Genomic DNA, 14,823 nt, shown 5'->3' with positions numbered 1-14,823 from the left:
TTAAAATATTTTAAATGATTGAAAGGGTAAAGAAATGGCTAAGAAGGCACTTATAACAGGTATTACCGGTCAGGATGGATCCTATCTTGCAGAGTTTCTCATGGAGAAGGGCTATGATGTCCATGGCATCATCAGAAGGTCTTCCGTTGATTATAGAGAGCGTATCGCTCATTTGGAGGGTAAGCCTAATTTCCATCTTCACTATGGTGATCTGGGCGATTCCATGAGCATACTGGGAGTTGTATCCAAGGTAAGGCCTGACGAGATATATAACCTGGCTGCTCAGTCACACGTTCAGGTATCCTTTGATTCACCTGAGTTTACAGCGGATGTGGATGCAACAGGTGTGCTGAGAGTACTGGAAGCTGTAAGGCAGTGCGGTCTGGCTGACAGCTGCCGTATATACCAGGCTTCAACCTCAGAGCTCTACGGTAAGGTAGAAGAGGTACCTCAGAATGAGAATACACCTTTCCACCCCTATAGTCCTTATGCTGTAGCCAAGCTGTATGGCTACTGGATCGTCAAGGAATACAGAGAAGCATATAACATGTTCTGCTGCTCAGGCATACTCTTTAATCATGAGTCAGAGCGCAGAGGAGAGACCTTTGTTACACGTAAGATCACACTGGCTGCTTCCAGGATTGCTCAGGGCAAGCAGGACAAGCTATACCTGGGTAATCTCTCATCTCTTAGGGACTGGGGCTATGCCAAGGATTATGTAGAGTGTATGTGGCTCATACTCCAGAATGACAAGCCCGAGGATTTTGTAATAGCAACAGGCGTGCAGCATTCTGTAAGAGAGTTTGCCCAGCTGGCATTTCACTATGCAGGCATTGAACTGGAATTCAAGGGTGAAGGCGCTGATGAGAAGGGCTATGACAAGGCAACAGGCAAGGTACTGATCGAGGTATCACCTGATTTTTACAGACCTACGGATGTAGTCAATCTCTGGGGCGATCCTACTAAGGCCAAGGAAAAGCTTCACTGGAATCCTCAGACCACTTCCTTTGAAGAACTGGTACGTATCATGGTAGAGCATGATATGGCCAAGGTGGCAGTAGAGCGGGCCAATGAAAGAGTTGAATTTAATCTTGAAGAGTTCCTTGAAAAGGGTATCGACAAGTAATATAAAGACGAATTGATATTATTGATAAAGAGGAAGCGATCAAAATGATGGACAAAAATGCAAAGATTTATGTAGCAGGCCACCGCGGAATGGTGGGCTCTGCAATTGTAAGAGAGCTTAACAGACAGGGATATAACAATATTATCACCAGGACTCATAAGGAGCTGGACCTGATCAGACAGGATCAGGTGGAAGAGTTTTTTGCCGCAGAAAAGCCGGAATATGTATTTTTGGCAGCAGCCAAGGTAGGCGGTATCATGGGTAATTCCGAGGCTCTGGCAGACTTTATGTATGACAATATGGTCCTGGAGATGAATGTGATCAATGCAGCATGGAAGAATGGCTGCAAGAAGCTGGAGTTTCTTGGATCCTCATGCATTTATCCCAGGATGGCACCTCAGCCTATGAAGGAGAACTGCCTTCTGACATCAGAGCTTGAGAAGACCAATGAGGCCTATGCACTTGCCAAGATATCAGGCCTTAAGTACTGCGAATATCTTAACAAGCAGTACGGCACAGATTATATATCTGTAATGCCTACCAATCTCTATGGACCCAATGACAATTATCATCCCACACACAGTCATGTACTGCCTGCACTTATACGTCGTTTCCATGAGGCCAAGGAGGCTGGCCTGTCAGAAGTGACATGCTGGGGCGATGGTTCACCTCTTAGAGAATTCCTCTATGTGGATGATCTGGCTGAGCTCTGCGTATTCCTTATGAACAACTATTCAGGCAACGAGACAGTAAATGCCGGCACAGGCAAAGAACTGACTATCAAAGAGCTGACAGAGCTGGTTGCCAAGGTTGTAGGATATGAAGGAAAGATCCTTTGGGACAGCACTAAGCCCAACGGCACACCCAGAAAGCTTCTGGATGTATCCAAGGCTACTGCACTTGGTTGGAAATATCACACAGAACTGGAAGAAGGTATCAGGCTTACTTATCAGGACTTCCTCAATAATCCTATGAGAGCAGAACGCTGATAGCTGAGGGCGGAGGATCAAGATGGAACCTCTTGTTAGTATTGTTGTGCCTGTATATAATGCCCGGGATTACATAGAAGATACCATACACATGGTGGAGCGTCAGACCTTTAGGAATTTTGAATTGATCCTGGTGGATGACTGCTCTGCTGATGACAGTGTCTCTATCATAAACAGATGCATTAGGGAGACTAGTCTCCCGGAGGGATCCATACGGCTCATAGCCAAGGAGCGCAATGAGAAGACTGCGGCTGCCAGGAACAGCGGCATAGACGCAGCAAGGGGCAGATATATAGCCTTCCTGGATGCCGATGATGTATGGCTGGCAGATAAGCTGGAGAAGCAGCTGGACTTTATGAGAAAGGGTGACTATGCTTTTAGCTTTACTGCCTATGAATTTGGAGATGAAAATGCAAGGCCTACAGGCAAGATCGTAAATGTGCCCCTTGATTTTGTGTACAAAGAGGCTTTGTATCGCACTATAATCTTCACTTCAACTGTGATCTTTGATACAGACAAGCTGTCAAAAGAGGATATCCATATGCCTCTTATAGAGAGCGAAGATACAGCAACCTGGTGGAAGGTAATGCAAAAGGGCGTGACAGCACATGGCCTTAATGAGGTACTGACTATATACAGGAGACCGGCTGCTTCTCTTTCTTCCAACAAATTAAAGGCTGTAAAAAGGATCTGGGGGCTCTACAGGCAGATAGCGGGACTGGGACTCTTATCCTCATGTGTCCATCTTCTGGGATGGGCTTATTATGCCAGCAAGCGAAGATTGTGATAACTATGTTATTATAGGATAAAGAGTATCTATTCATATTCAGGGGGTGTTATGGAATTATTAACAGTAGTGGTTCCCTGTTTTAATGAAGAACAGAATATTTCGGATTTTTATGATGAACTGATGAAGACAGAGGCTTATTTCCATGGCAATGATGTGGACTTTGAGCTTCTGTTTATTGATGATGGTTCAAAAGACGCTACCGTAAGCGAAGTCAAAAAACTAAAGGACAGGGATGACAGGGTGCGCCTTGTAAGCTTCTCCAGGAACTTTGGCAAGGAAGCGGGCATATTGGCAGGCCTTAATTATGCCAATGGTGATTATATAGTGATCATGGATGTGGATCTTCAGGACCCTCCCTCTCTTCTCCCGGAGATGTTCTCCTATATAATGAGCGGAGAATATGACAGCGTAGCTACCAGGAGAGTGAACAGAAAGGGCGAGCCGCCTATCAGGAGTTTTTTTGCCAGACGTTTTTATCACCTGATAAACAAGCTGTCCAATGCTGATATTGTGGACGGAGCCAGAGACTATCGCCTGATGACCAGGCGCTTTAGGGATGCTGTGCTGTCCATGGGCGAGTATAACCGCTTCTCCAAGGGTATATTTGGCTGGGTAGGCTTTGAGACCAAATGGCTTGAATTTGAAAATGTTGAGCGTAGGAAGGGAGAGACCAAGTGGTCCTTCTGGAAGCTCTTTGTATATGCACTTGATGGCATAATAGCCTTTTCGACAGTGCCTCTTGCCATAGCGTCAGTGCTGGGCGTTATATTCTGCCTGCTGGCTTTCCTTGGTATTATAGTGATAATAGTCAAGACTTTGGTATTCGGAGATCCTACCAGCGGCTGGCCTTCTGAGGTATGTATAATATTTATGGTCAGCGGCATACAGCTCTTTTGCCTGGGAGTGGTGGGACAGTATCTGTCCAAGACCTATTTGGAAGTAAAGAACAGGCCGGTATATATAGTCAAAGATGAATTATAGGATTATCAGATCAAATAAATGCAATAAGAGGAAGTACGGAGTCTTGTCATATGGCTCTGCTGCTGCCGGGGAGGGGAGGATATGAATAAAAAACATTATTCAGAGTCCGCCAAGAGGATCATTACACTTTTATTGGGGCTTATACAGCTTGTTTTGGAAACCGGGATCTATGCCTGGTTCTGGTTTAAGAGCTATTATCCGGAATTGTCCGGCCCCCGTATCAGCCAGGATGGCTATAACCTGGGCTATGGTCTTAAATTCCAGACTAATGGACATATAGTAGTACTGCTCATATATTTTATGCTGCTTTTCTTTTTTGCCAGGACCTATGGAAGTTTGAGAGTAGGTTACAACAAGCCCCTTGATGTGTTCCTGTCACAGATCTTTACCATCCTGATCGTAAATGTGATCACATACATGCAGCTCTCACTTATGAGGAACTGGCTGGTATCTGCAGGTCCCATGATGAAGATCCTTTTTTGGGAGCTTGTATTTGCTTTTTGTTGGACCTATCTGTCTGATATCTTTTACAGGAGCTTTGTACAGAGCCCCAGGCCGCTCTTATTGATATCAGGAGATCATCCCACAGATGACATTGAGAGAAAATTTGGCTCAAGGGCTGACCGCTTTAAGATAGTCAAAAGGATGAATATCTCTTCTTCAGTGGAAGAATTAAAGAAGGAATGCCTAAGCAGTGAATACGGCGGAGTGATCATATGGGATATACCTACCGCAAGGCGTAATGACCTGGTGAAGTTCTGCTATGAGAATCGTATCAGGATGTATATCATGCCCAAGATCAGTGATGTGCTCCTTAAGGGTGCAGATCAGCTCCACCTCTTTGATACGCCGGTACTCCTCGTCAGGGAATACTCACTTAAGGTTGAACAGCGTTTCCTTAAGAGGCTCATTGACGTAGTATGCTCGCTGATCCTGATCGTTTTATTTTCTCCTCTTATGCTCATAACTGCCATAAGTGTATTTCTCTGTGACAGAGGGCCTGTGCTCTACAAGCAGGTAAGATGCACGGAGGGCCGAAGGGAGTTTGAGATCCTGAAGTTCAGGAGCATGTATATCAATGCTGAGAAGGACGGAGTAGCCAGGCTCGCATCCAAGAATGATTCCAGGATCACGCCGGTGGGACGTGTTATTCGCAGAATAAGATTTGACGAGCTTCCCCAGCTCTTTAACATATTAAAAGGGGATATGTCTTTTATAGGACCAAGGCCTGAGAGACCTGAAATCATCAAGGGATATATGGAAGAGATGCCTGAGTTTGCATACCGCATGAATGTCAAAGCAGGGCTTGCCGGATATGCTCAGGTATATGGCAAATACAATACTACGCCATATGACAAGCTAAAGCTTGATCTTACATATATAGAAAATTATTCTGTATGGATGGATATCAAGCTGATGCTCCTTACACTTAAGATACTCTTTACACCTGATGCAACAGAGGGTGTGGACGAGGATCAGATCACAGCAATGAAAAAAGAGGCTCGTGATAACGAGCAGTGAGAGCCGGGAGGTAGGGGACGTGCAGTTTCGACAAGACACGGGGCACAGAGATGAAGTCCTGAATCTGAGATGCTTTTATCTAAGACTGTTTAGAAAAGCTTACCTTTTGCCGGCAGCTATCATAGCCGGCGCAGTAGCCGGCTTTTTGCTGTATTTTTGCCTGCATGTGGTCTGGGCTCCTGCCAGAGAATATGAGGCAAGCTCCAAGCTGTATCTGAACTTTGCCATTGATGAGAGCGGTGATGTATATAATTATTACAATGGATATACATGGAATGAGCTTGTTACTACAGATGAGATCATGATAGATGTCATGGACGAACTCATGAGCCAGGGCGTATCAGAGCTGGCTCCCGGCTCTATGACACCGGGCTCTGTATCCGGGATCACCAGAAAGGAGACAGAGGAGTCCATCACGGCATCTATCCCATCTGATATCAGGCTTTTGGAGATTGTCTGCAAGCACAGGGATCCGCAGCTTAGTCTGAAGATCCTGAAGGCTGTGGACTTGGCCTTGTTAAATTATGGAGACAGCAGAAAAGAGTTTACATCCATTGAACTGTTGTCTGAAGATGACAGCGCAGAGCTTATCCGTGTTACTGACAGGACCTGGACAGCAGTGATCACAGGAGCTGTACTGGCAACTATAGCTCTTATCATATGTGGACTTTTACTGGCAGCTACAAATGACAGGCTCTATGTGCCGGAAGACTTTGAGAAAAGGTACCATCTGCCTGTGCTGGGCCTTATCACTTCCCGCGGAGACGGGGATAGCTGGAGCAATGAGCTAAGGGCAGGACTTGCTGCTGCGCTTGATAAGAGCAGTGAGGCAGGACTTATAGCGCTACAGGCTTTAGGAAGCCTTGAAGAGGGCGAGAGGATAGTAAATATATTAAATGACAGGAAGCTCCTTCCCGGAGCGAGCAGTTTGCAGGCAATGTCACTTCCCGGCGAAGACCCTGATAATTATCGCAAGATAGGAGCTTCAGACGGAGTGGTCCTGGCAATAGGCTTTGGTGACAATGTTGCTAGTCTTACCGAGCATACTTTGTCCCAGCTCTATAGACATAACTGCCCTGTTCTGGGAATAGTGATCACAGGAGCAGATATGACTTTTCTTAGACGTTATTATGGTATGAGCAGTGAGGCGAAATAGTATGCAGGATAATACGGATATGAATTCTATTGATAAGACTAAGGAACTGGAAATGCTCATTGCAGCAGTAGATCAGAATGTTACAACTCTTGCTGCGGCCATGAATGTTAACTGCAGAGCCATTATTGTCAATCAGTGCCATGAGTTTGCCTATTCCACTTATGTTTACAAGGGCAATGATATACAGTGCTTCCACTGCGATGAGAGAGGTGTGGGCAAATCAAGGAATATAGGTATCCTTCATTCCCGGGGTGACATACTGCTATTTGCAGATGAGGACATTAAATACAGAGAGGGCTATGACAGAGATGTACTGGCTGCTTTTAATGAGCATCCTGAAGCTGACATGCTCCTCTTTAATATCAGGCAGTCAGAAGGAAGAGAGACTTATTACAATACCAGCTACGACAGAGTCAGATGGTACAATTGCGGCAGATATCCTGCATACAGTATCGCAGTGAGAAGGGACAGGCTCCTGGAGAGCGGAGTTATGTTCTCCCAGCTCTTTGGAGGCGGCGCAAAGTATTCCAATGGAGAGGATTCCCTCTTTCTTATGGACTGTCTGAAAAAGGGTATCAAAGTATACCACACTGATATCACACTGGGAAGGGAGATACCTAGGAAATCCACCTGGTTTGAAGGATATACCGACAAGTTCTTCTTTGACAGAGGAGTGCTCTATCATTATCTCTACGGAAGACTTGCTGCCATTATGGGATTTAGATTTATATTTAAGCGCAGGTCATCTATGTGCAAGGACAAGAGTTTTGGAGAATGCTACAAGCTCCTATGCTCCGGCATCAAAAGTTGCAAAAAAAGGTGAGGAAAAAGGGCAATGCTAATCTATTTGCTGATCACAGCGGTGACAATCTATCTTGGAGCCCTTGTCAGAGATGAGGATACTGATCTTATATCCTCAGAAATGAAGAGAAATGGAGTATATGTCTATACAGGTGTCAGCAGGCAGCAGGTGATCAATCTGATCTGTATGGTCAGTATTTTTGTGACTCTTTTTGGAATCTCTGCTCTCAGGATCAATGTTGGCAATGACTATGCCAGATATGTCAATTTTATGCATCTGGCAAATGTTCATGCCTATGTACCTACTGAGGCGGGGTTTAATTACCTTACCAGATTTATATATTTTATCAGCGGCTATGAAAATTTCCTTCTCGTCTTTGCCTGCTATGGATTTGCCACCATAGCACTCTTTTTATTGGCCATCAGGAAGCTCTCAGCCTCCTTTGGCTGGACCTTCTTTATGTTCATGACGCTTACCTACTATTTCCAGTCCCTTTCTACCATGAGATATTATCTGGCACTGGCCGCTTCCGTATACGCCATGTATCTGATATTAAAAGGGGATTATCCGGCATTTGTCCTGATGATACTTGCAGGCAGCCTTTTTCATAAATCCATCCTGCTTGTTTTGGTATTATATCCGCTATGCAATATAAAATGGAATAAGTATATCAAGGTCGCAGGCCTTTGCGCTGTCATATCTTCCCTGTTCCTTAAGGATCTGTATCTAAAGCTCTTTCTCATAGTATATCCTACGTATGAAAATACAGATTTTCTTACAGGAGGTACCAGCCTTATATCCATAGCAAGGTGCGCTATGGTCATATTGCTGTTTTTTGTCTTTAGAAATGATCTCTCCGGATCAAAGAGAGATATCTTTTATCTTAAACTCAATATACTGGCGCTGCTTTTATATGTCTTTGGAAGCTTTCTCCCTGTGATCTCCAGGATAGGCTACTATCTGACCATCAGCCAGATATTCATTATCCCGGACATCATACTGGCGGCAGGCGCAGGCAAAAGAAAAGGAGTCCTTAGGATCCTGGTGACTCTGGCCTGCATAGCATATTTCCTGATCTTTATTTTCAGACAGGCGCCTGCGGACGGAGTGAGGATCCTTCCTTATCAGACCTGGCTTTTTCACGATATGGTACCTATTGAATATCAGATTCTGGATTAAAAAGGAGGTATGGCATGCTGTATATCGGAATCGATCTTGGAACATCTGCTGTGAAGCTTCTTCTTATGGATGAAAAGGGTAAGATCTGTAAGATCGTATCCAGAGAATATCCTCTTATCTTCCCTCATCCCGGTTGGTCTGAGCAGGATCCGGCAAAATGGATAGAGGCAGTTGAAGATGGTATAAAAGAGCTGATAGCAGATTGTGACGCAGCACAGATTGCAGGAATAGGCGCCGGCGGCCAGATGCACGGCCTGGTAGTCCTTGATGAGGATGATAATGTGCTGCGCCCTGCGATCCTCTGGAATGACGGAAGGACAGGAGAAGAAACTGATTATCTCAATGATGTCATTGGCAGAGACAAGCTCTCCGAGTATACAGGAAATATAGCCTTTGCCGGCTTTACAGCGCCCAAGCTCCTCTGGATGGAAAAGCATGAGCCTGAGCTTTTTGCCAGGATAAGTAAGATCATGCTGCCCAAGGATTATATCAATTACATGCTGACCGGAGTATTTTCCACAGATTATTCAGATGCTTCGGGCATGCTCCTTTTGGATGTAAAGGGCAGGAAATGGAGCAGCAGGATGCTGGAGATCTGCCATGTAAGGGAAGAGCAGCTCCCAAGGCTCTATGAGAGCTATGAGATAGTGGGAACAGTCAGGAAGGAGCTGGCAAGCCGCCTTGGCCTACCTGATAATGTAAAGGTATGTGCGGGAGCAGGAGATAACGCGGCAGCTGCAGTGGGTACCGGAGTATGCGGCAACGGAGCCTGCAATATATCTCTGGGTACATCTGGCACTATCTTTATATCTTCTGATGAATTTAGTACAGACAGCGGCAATTCCCTTCATGCCTTTGCCCATGCGGACGGATATTATCATCTTATGGGCTGCATGCTCTCTGCTGCATCCTGCAATAAGTGGTGGATGGATGAGATCATAGGTACCAAAGATTATGCCAGCCAGCAAAAGGATATCACTCCTGATAAGCTTGGGCGTGGACACGTATATTATCTGCCCTATCTCATGGGAGAGAGGGCACCCCATAATGATCCCCTGGCCAGGAGCTGCTTTATAGGAATGACTATGGACAGTACCAGAGCTGATATGACCCAGGCTGTACTGGAAGGCGTGGCATTTGGTATGAGAGATTCCCTGGAAGCTGCAAGAGCCATGGGCGTCAATGTGAGATCCAGCATGATCTGCGGAGGCGGTGCGCAAAGCCCCCTTTGGAGAAAAATATTTACCAATGTGATGAATATCACACTTACCATACCTGAGACCGAGCAGGGACCGGGATATGGCGGCGCTATCCTTGCAGCAGTAGGCTGCGGAGAGTATGAAAGTGTAAGGCAGGCTGTGGCGGAGCTTGTGAGAGTTACAGGGAGTGAAAATCCTGATCCTGAGCTTGCAGCCCTGTATGAAGAAAAGTACAGAAATTACAGAAGGCTATATCCTGCTCTTAAGGACATATTCCACGACATAAGCAAATAAAAGGGTCAGAATTCAATTTCTGACCCTGAAGGATTCCAGTAGATTTTCCAGACTTTCGGACTCGCCGGCCAGCTGCTGGGATACTGCGCTGGACTGCTGGGCTGTTTCGGTGTTGCTCTTTACTACTCCGGATATCTGGCTGATGCCGTTTGTGAGCAGATCCATATTGTCTACCTGCTCCTGAGCCATGATACCGGACTGGTTCATCATCTCGGATACATCATTTACAGATTCCACTACCTGCTCCAGGGCGGCCTTGGTCTCTTCCACTACGGCGTTACCGTTTTCAATCTCGTCCATGGTATCGCTGATGAGCTGGTGAGTATTCTTGGCCGCTTCGGTAGACTGGGTTGCCAGCTGGCTGATCTCTTCAGCAACTACTGCAAAGCCTTTGCCTGCATCGCCTGCTCTTGCTGCTTCTATTGATGCATTGAGTGCCAGGAGCTGGGTCTGCTTGGCTATGGCTTCTATGGAGTTGGTGACCAGCTCTATTTCCCTTGATGCTTCTGTGATCCTGGTCATGGCATCTGTTACCAGATGCATCTTCCTTGCCGAGGTATCTACGTCCTCTTTGACCTTCAGCGCCATCTCTACAGTCTGCTCTGCTGCTATGGCCACATTTCTGGTCTGCTCTGTCATGGTATCTACAGAGTAGGTGAGCTGATCAATGGCAGATGCCTGGTCCGAGGCGCCTTCTGCCAGGAGTGATGCTCCCTGGGACAGATCCGTAGCTCCCTTTGATACCTCATAGGAGGAATCCCTGACTTTGGATAGTGTAGTTGAAAGCCTTAAAGATATATCATCCAAAGCATCTTTGATCTCTTTATAATCTTCTATATACAGCTGGGGCTGTCTGGTACCGCAGGAGAAATCTCCTGTAGCCATCCTCTCAAGAGTAGCTCTCAGATCGCTGATGATAGCGGATATAGTCCTGGCTGATTTGCGTACATTGTGGGAAAGTTCTCCCAGTTCGTCATTTCCCCTGTATTCCAGCTCTATATCAAAGCTGCCCTCAGCCATGCTCCTGGCAGCTTTGTTAGCGCTTTCCACCGGGATCACTATGCTGTCTGCCAGTATCATTGAGGATTTGATCATGAAGATGATGCTGGTGGCAAATACCAGGATCACAATAGCGCAGGATACCCCTCCCAGTACAAGGAGAATGGTATTAGAAGAACGTATGCCCATCACTATGAAGGCAACGGTCGCTATGATCCCTATAAAACAGATCAGTACTCTGACTACAAGATTGTTAAAGACAACGAATACCTTGCCTCTGACGGACTTGTCTGCCATGGCTTCGGGAGATGCTGAAATGATACCATTAAGGTTCATATATTCCTCCATGCATTGAGATTGCCTTAATTTGCCCGCGGATCATGGTAGAACACGGAATTTAAGGGCATAGCAAAGAAAAGCTACAATAAGTCTATCGGATAGTTAAGGTATACTGTTTAGATATAATTATATGAAATGGTGTTAAAAACTCTCTATGACACCCACATCGCAAATGAATTTTTGGTATTATATATTCAGTAGGATTTACAAAGGAGGCGTTCATGATAAAGAAAAAAATGATCTCATGTTTTGTTATCTTATCTGCAGCATTATCTCTTAGCGCTTGTGGGAGTGCGTCATCGTCTTATTCTAAAGGCGAGTCTGCTGCTGAAGCCCCGATGGCCGAGGAAGCGGCTTATGGTTTTGATGCATATAACGGATATGAATCTGCTGATATGGAAGCGGAGGAATATGATGAGAGCTATGCGGAAGCCAAAACTGCTGATGACAGCGGCAGCACTCAGAAAGCGGATAATTCCAGAAAGCTGATCACCAATGTTTATATAGACGGCGAGACAACAGATTTTGATGCCACTCTTGAAAAAATAAACACCAAGACAAATGAGCTGGGCGGCTATATTGAGAGCAGCAATGTATATGTATCCAACAACTACTATAATGGCAGGTATGTGGATCTTCGCAGTGCTGATTTTACCATCAGGATACCTGAAAAGAAGCTCAATAACTTTCTTGATGATATAGAAAAAGGGATAAATATAACACGTAACTCCAGTAACGTACAGGATGTTACCCTTGAATATTATGACACCAAGGCTCATAAGGAGGCACTGCAGACCGAGGAAGCAGCGCTTAAGAGCCTTATGGAAAAGGCTGAGACTATGGAAGACATCATGGCTATCCAGAGCCAGCTGACAGATGTCCGTTATCAGCTCAATTCCATTGAGTCAAGGCTCCGCACCATGGATAACCAGGTGGACTACAGCACTGTCAACATGTCCATATCAGAGAAAAAGGAAGAAGAGCTCACAGTCACAAGAGAGCTTACAACCCTTGAGCGCATGGGCCAGGGCTTTATGGACAATGTGGTTGGAATAGGTTATTTCTTTAAGGAACTGGCTATCTTCCTGGTAGTAAATCTGCCTATCTTCATCCTGCTCATTATATTTGGCCTCATTGTATTTTTGATCATCAGGCTGATCGTCAAAAGGGCAGCCAGGAAGCAGAGAAATATTATGCCTGCTCCGGGCACCTTGCAGCAGGCAGCTCCTGTAATGAACCCCCAGGTCAATGCTATGCCGACTATGAATTATCCTACAGGACAGATGCAAGGAGCAGATCAGACCGGCCCGGCAAATATGCCCGATCAGGGCCCGGCAGATGGTCAAAGCAGCTGATATAGTTTGAAACTGGCGCCCTCGTTTCGGATTACAAATATCTGTAAACGGGGGCTTGTCATAGCTTCAGAATCTGATAAAATTAACTCCGTAAAAAAGCAAAGAATATAATTGTAAACAGTTACAGTAATAATTCAGGGAGGCAGTCGGTGTTTAAGGTAGGTTTTGATAATGATCAGTATTTAAAAATGCAGTCAGAGCAGATCCGCAGCAGGATCGGTGAGTTTGGCGGTAAGCTCTACATGGAATTTGGAGGCAAGCTTTTTGATGATTACCATGCATCAAGAGTACTGCCCGGTTTTCAGCCTGATTCCAAGATCAATATGCTCAAGGAGCTTAGAGACCAGGCAGAGATAGTCATAGCTATCAATGCTGCGGATATAGAAAAGAATAAGGTCAGAGGCGATCTGGGCATTACCTACGACATGGACCTGCTGCGCCTTGTTGATGCTTTTCGTGAAGAGGGACTGTATGTGGGTTCTGTAGTATTGACCCGCTTTGCAGAGCAGCCTTCAGCCATTGCCTATGAAAAGAAGCTCAAGACCCTGGGGCTTAAGGTATATCGTCACTATCCAATAGAGAACTATCCTTCAGATATATCTCTTATAGTAAGTGATGAGGGCTTTGGACGTAATGATTATATCGAAACTACTCATCCCCTTGTGGTGATCACTGCTCCCGGTCCCGGAAGTGGTAAGATGGCTACATGTCTGTCTCAGCTCTATCATGAGAATAAGAGAGGCATAAAGGCAGGCTATGCCAAGTTTGAGACCTTCCCTATCTGGAACCTGCCTCTTAATCATCCTGTTAATCTTGCATACGAAGCTGCTACAGCAGACCTGGATGATGTGAACATGATCGATCCCTTCCATCTGGAAGCATATGGAGAGACTACTGTAAACTATAACAGGGACATTGAAGTATTCCCTGTCCTGAATGCTATGTTTGAGAAGATTTCCGGTACTTCACCCTACAAGTCTCCTACAGACATGGGCGTTAATATGGCCGGTAAATGTATCTTTGACGATGAGATAGTAAGAGCTGCAGCTAATCAGGAGATAATCAGAAGATTCTACGCAGCTCAGTGCGAGCTTAGAAAGGGCAATGCAGGCCCTGAACCTGTGCGCAAGATAGAGCTGCTCATGAAGAAGGCAGGCATATCCACAGCAGACAGACCGGTGGTATCAGCTGCCAATATCAAAGCCGAGCAGACAGGTAATCCTGCAGCTGCAATGGAAATGGCAGATGGCAAGATCCTGACAGGCAGGACCAGCCCCCTTCTGGGCGCTTCATCTGCTCTGCTCCTTAATGCACTTAAATATCTGGCAGGTATCAGCGATGAAGTACAGCTGATCCCCGCTGACTTCATAGAGCCTATCATGAAGATGAAGTGTGACTGCCTTAAGGACAATTCATCGCTTCTGCACCTTAATGAGATACTGATCGCACTGTCTGTTACAGCAGTCAATAATGAGGACTCCCGCAAGGCTCTGGAATGTGTGCCTATGCTCCATGGCCTGGAAGCTCATTCATCAGTTATCCTTTCTCAGGTAGATGAGAATGTGTTCAAGAAGCTGGGCATCAATCTGACCTGTGAAGCACACTATGAGAGCCAGAAGCTCTATCACAAGTAATATGACAGTATACGACAGTCAGGACTATAAATATGTAATGCAGGACCTGGAGCACTATTATATAGGCTCCAGGCTCAGTTATAATGAGTTGCTTGAATCTCCACTGATACCTTTTAAGCTGGGAGCCATTATCAGAAAGTATCTGATAGATGGCATAGATAGCTCTACCAGTCTGGAGAGTCATTTTTATTACATGGACAGGGAGAGCGAAGCTTACAGGACTTTAAAGCATCTAAAGGTCAAGGCCAGATGCATGATCAGGGAAGAAAAGAAGGGCGGCAAAGCTCTCGTTTACAAGGAAAAGATCCTTGGTATGCCGGAGCTGACAAAGATCAGCCCAGCTGAAAAAGAAGCAAATGAGATGATCATAACAGAGATCATATTTGGCAAACTGTCTCTTATGATCTTCCAGATCTGACATGAGACCGGACTATAGCAAAAGCTGCTACAGATGACCGA

Annotated in this window: 13 protein-coding genes; 12 read left to right on the top strand and 1 reads right to left on the bottom strand. The window is 45.5% G+C overall.

Annotation, left to right across the window (positions count from 1 at the left end):
* The first annotated feature begins 34 nt into the window (after positions 1 to 34).
* The 9 genes from gmd (at position 35) to xylB (ending at position 10,037) form a co-directional block, all read left to right on the top strand.
* Positions 35 to 1,126 carry a GDP-mannose 4,6-dehydratase gene (gene gmd, locus G636_RS17170; RefSeq protein ID WP_051226464.1) on the top strand — a complete coding sequence of 364 codons (1,092 nt, stop codon included), beginning with the start codon at positions 35 to 37 and terminating at the stop codon, positions 1,124 to 1,126.
* A 47-nt stretch (positions 1,127 to 1,173) separates the two neighbouring features.
* Complete coding sequence (locus G636_RS0103455; protein WP_334291194.1) at positions 1,174 to 2,115, top strand: GDP-L-fucose synthase family protein; 942 nt, start codon at positions 1,174 to 1,176, stop codon at positions 2,113 to 2,115.
* Between the two features lie 22 nt (positions 2,116 to 2,137).
* Positions 2,138 to 2,902 (top strand): glycosyltransferase family 2 protein, encoded by a 765-nt coding sequence (locus G636_RS0103450; protein WP_035778641.1) that lies wholly within the window; start codon positions 2,138 to 2,140, stop codon positions 2,900 to 2,902.
* A gap of 51 nt (positions 2,903 to 2,953) precedes the next feature.
* Positions 2,954 to 3,886, top strand: coding sequence for a glycosyltransferase family 2 protein (locus G636_RS0103445; protein ID WP_026506882.1), 933 nt, complete (start codon positions 2,954 to 2,956; stop codon positions 3,884 to 3,886).
* An 81-nt stretch (positions 3,887 to 3,967) separates the two neighbouring features.
* The gene (locus tag G636_RS0103440; RefSeq protein WP_026506881.1) at positions 3,968 to 5,407 is read left to right on the top strand and encodes a sugar transferase; all 1,440 of its coding nucleotides are present in this window, start codon (positions 3,968 to 3,970) and stop codon (positions 5,405 to 5,407) included.
* Positions 5,408 to 5,426: 19 nt separating this feature from the next.
* On the top strand, positions 5,427 to 6,563 hold the full coding sequence (locus tag G636_RS0103435; RefSeq protein ID WP_026506880.1) for a hypothetical protein: 1,137 nt from the start codon (positions 5,427 to 5,429) through the stop codon (positions 6,561 to 6,563).
* A 1-nt stretch (position 6,564) separates the two neighbouring features.
* Entirely contained in the window at positions 6,565 to 7,386 is an 822-nt protein-coding gene (locus G636_RS0103430; protein WP_242826912.1) for a glycosyltransferase family 2 protein, read from the top strand.
* 12 nt (positions 7,387 to 7,398) lie between these two features.
* Entirely contained in the window at positions 7,399 to 8,544 is a 1,146-nt protein-coding gene (locus tag G636_RS0103425) for an EpsG family protein (RefSeq protein ID WP_026506878.1), read from the top strand.
* 14 nt (positions 8,545 to 8,558) lie between these two features.
* Positions 8,559 to 10,037 carry a xylulokinase gene (gene xylB / locus G636_RS0103420; protein ID WP_026506877.1) on the top strand — a complete coding sequence of 493 codons (1,479 nt, stop codon included), beginning with the start codon at positions 8,559 to 8,561 and terminating at the stop codon, positions 10,035 to 10,037.
* A 12-nt stretch (positions 10,038 to 10,049) separates the two neighbouring features.
* Here xylB and G636_RS0103415 read toward each other — a convergent pair whose 3' ends face one another.
* Entirely contained in the window at positions 10,050 to 11,372 is a 1,323-nt protein-coding gene (locus tag G636_RS0103415) for a methyl-accepting chemotaxis protein (RefSeq protein ID WP_026506876.1), read from the bottom strand.
* A gap of 224 nt (positions 11,373 to 11,596) precedes the next feature.
* Here G636_RS0103415 and G636_RS0103410 point away from each other — a divergent pair, with 224 nt between their 5' ends.
* From G636_RS0103410 to G636_RS0103400, 3 genes are all read left to right on the top strand, one after another.
* Positions 11,597 to 12,730, top strand: coding sequence for a DUF4349 domain-containing protein (locus G636_RS0103410; protein ID WP_026506875.1), 1,134 nt, complete (start codon positions 11,597 to 11,599; stop codon positions 12,728 to 12,730).
* Positions 12,731 to 12,879: 149 nt separating this feature from the next.
* Positions 12,880 to 14,364 (top strand): DUF1846 domain-containing protein, encoded by a 1,485-nt coding sequence (locus G636_RS0103405; protein ID WP_026506874.1) that lies wholly within the window; start codon positions 12,880 to 12,882, stop codon positions 14,362 to 14,364.
* Positions 14,336 to 14,782, top strand: coding sequence for a hypothetical protein (locus G636_RS0103400; RefSeq protein ID WP_026506873.1), 447 nt, complete (start codon positions 14,336 to 14,338; stop codon positions 14,780 to 14,782). The genes G636_RS0103405 and G636_RS0103400 overlap by 29 nt, the downstream gene beginning before the upstream one ends.
* Positions 14,783 to 14,823: the final 41 nt, after the last annotated feature.

This window comes from Butyrivibrio sp. MC2013 (assembly GCF_000424585.1).
Lineage (GTDB): Bacteria > Bacillota > Clostridia > Lachnospirales > Lachnospiraceae > Butyrivibrio.
This window is presented reverse-complemented; position numbering and strand designations above follow the sequence as displayed.

Bases quoted from the DNA above. Each gene is read 5' to 3' on its own strand.
- G636_RS0103440 (WP_026506881.1), top strand. From the start codon at position 3,968: ATGAATAAAAAACATTATTCAGAGTCCGCCAAGAGGATCATTACACTT.
- G636_RS0103410 (WP_026506875.1), top strand. From the start codon at position 11,597: ATGATAAAGAAAAAAATGATCTCATGTTTTGTTATCTTATCTGCAGCA.
- G636_RS0103455 (WP_334291194.1), top strand. From the start codon at position 1,174: ATGGACAAAAATGCAAAGATTTATGTAGCAGGCCACCGCGGAATGGTG.
- xylB (WP_026506877.1), top strand. From the start codon at position 8,559: ATGCTGTATATCGGAATCGATCTTGGAACATCTGCTGTGAAGCTTCTT.
- gmd (WP_051226464.1), top strand. From the start codon at position 35: ATGGCTAAGAAGGCACTTATAACAGGTATTACCGGTCAGGATGGATCC.
- G636_RS0103415 (WP_026506876.1), bottom strand. From the start codon at position 11,372: ATGAACCTTAATGGTATCATTTCAGCATCTCCCGAAGCCATGGCAGAC.
- G636_RS0103430 (WP_242826912.1), top strand. From the start codon at position 6,565: ATGCAGGATAATACGGATATGAATTCTATTGATAAGACTAAGGAACTG.
- G636_RS0103400 (WP_026506873.1), top strand. From the start codon at position 14,336: ATGAGAGCCAGAAGCTCTATCACAAGTAATATGACAGTATACGACAGT.
- G636_RS0103450 (WP_035778641.1), top strand. From the start codon at position 2,138: ATGGAACCTCTTGTTAGTATTGTTGTGCCTGTATATAATGCCCGGGAT.
- G636_RS0103425 (WP_026506878.1), top strand. From the start codon at position 7,399: ATGCTAATCTATTTGCTGATCACAGCGGTGACAATCTATCTTGGAGCC.
- G636_RS0103445 (WP_026506882.1), top strand. From the start codon at position 2,954: ATGGAATTATTAACAGTAGTGGTTCCCTGTTTTAATGAAGAACAGAAT.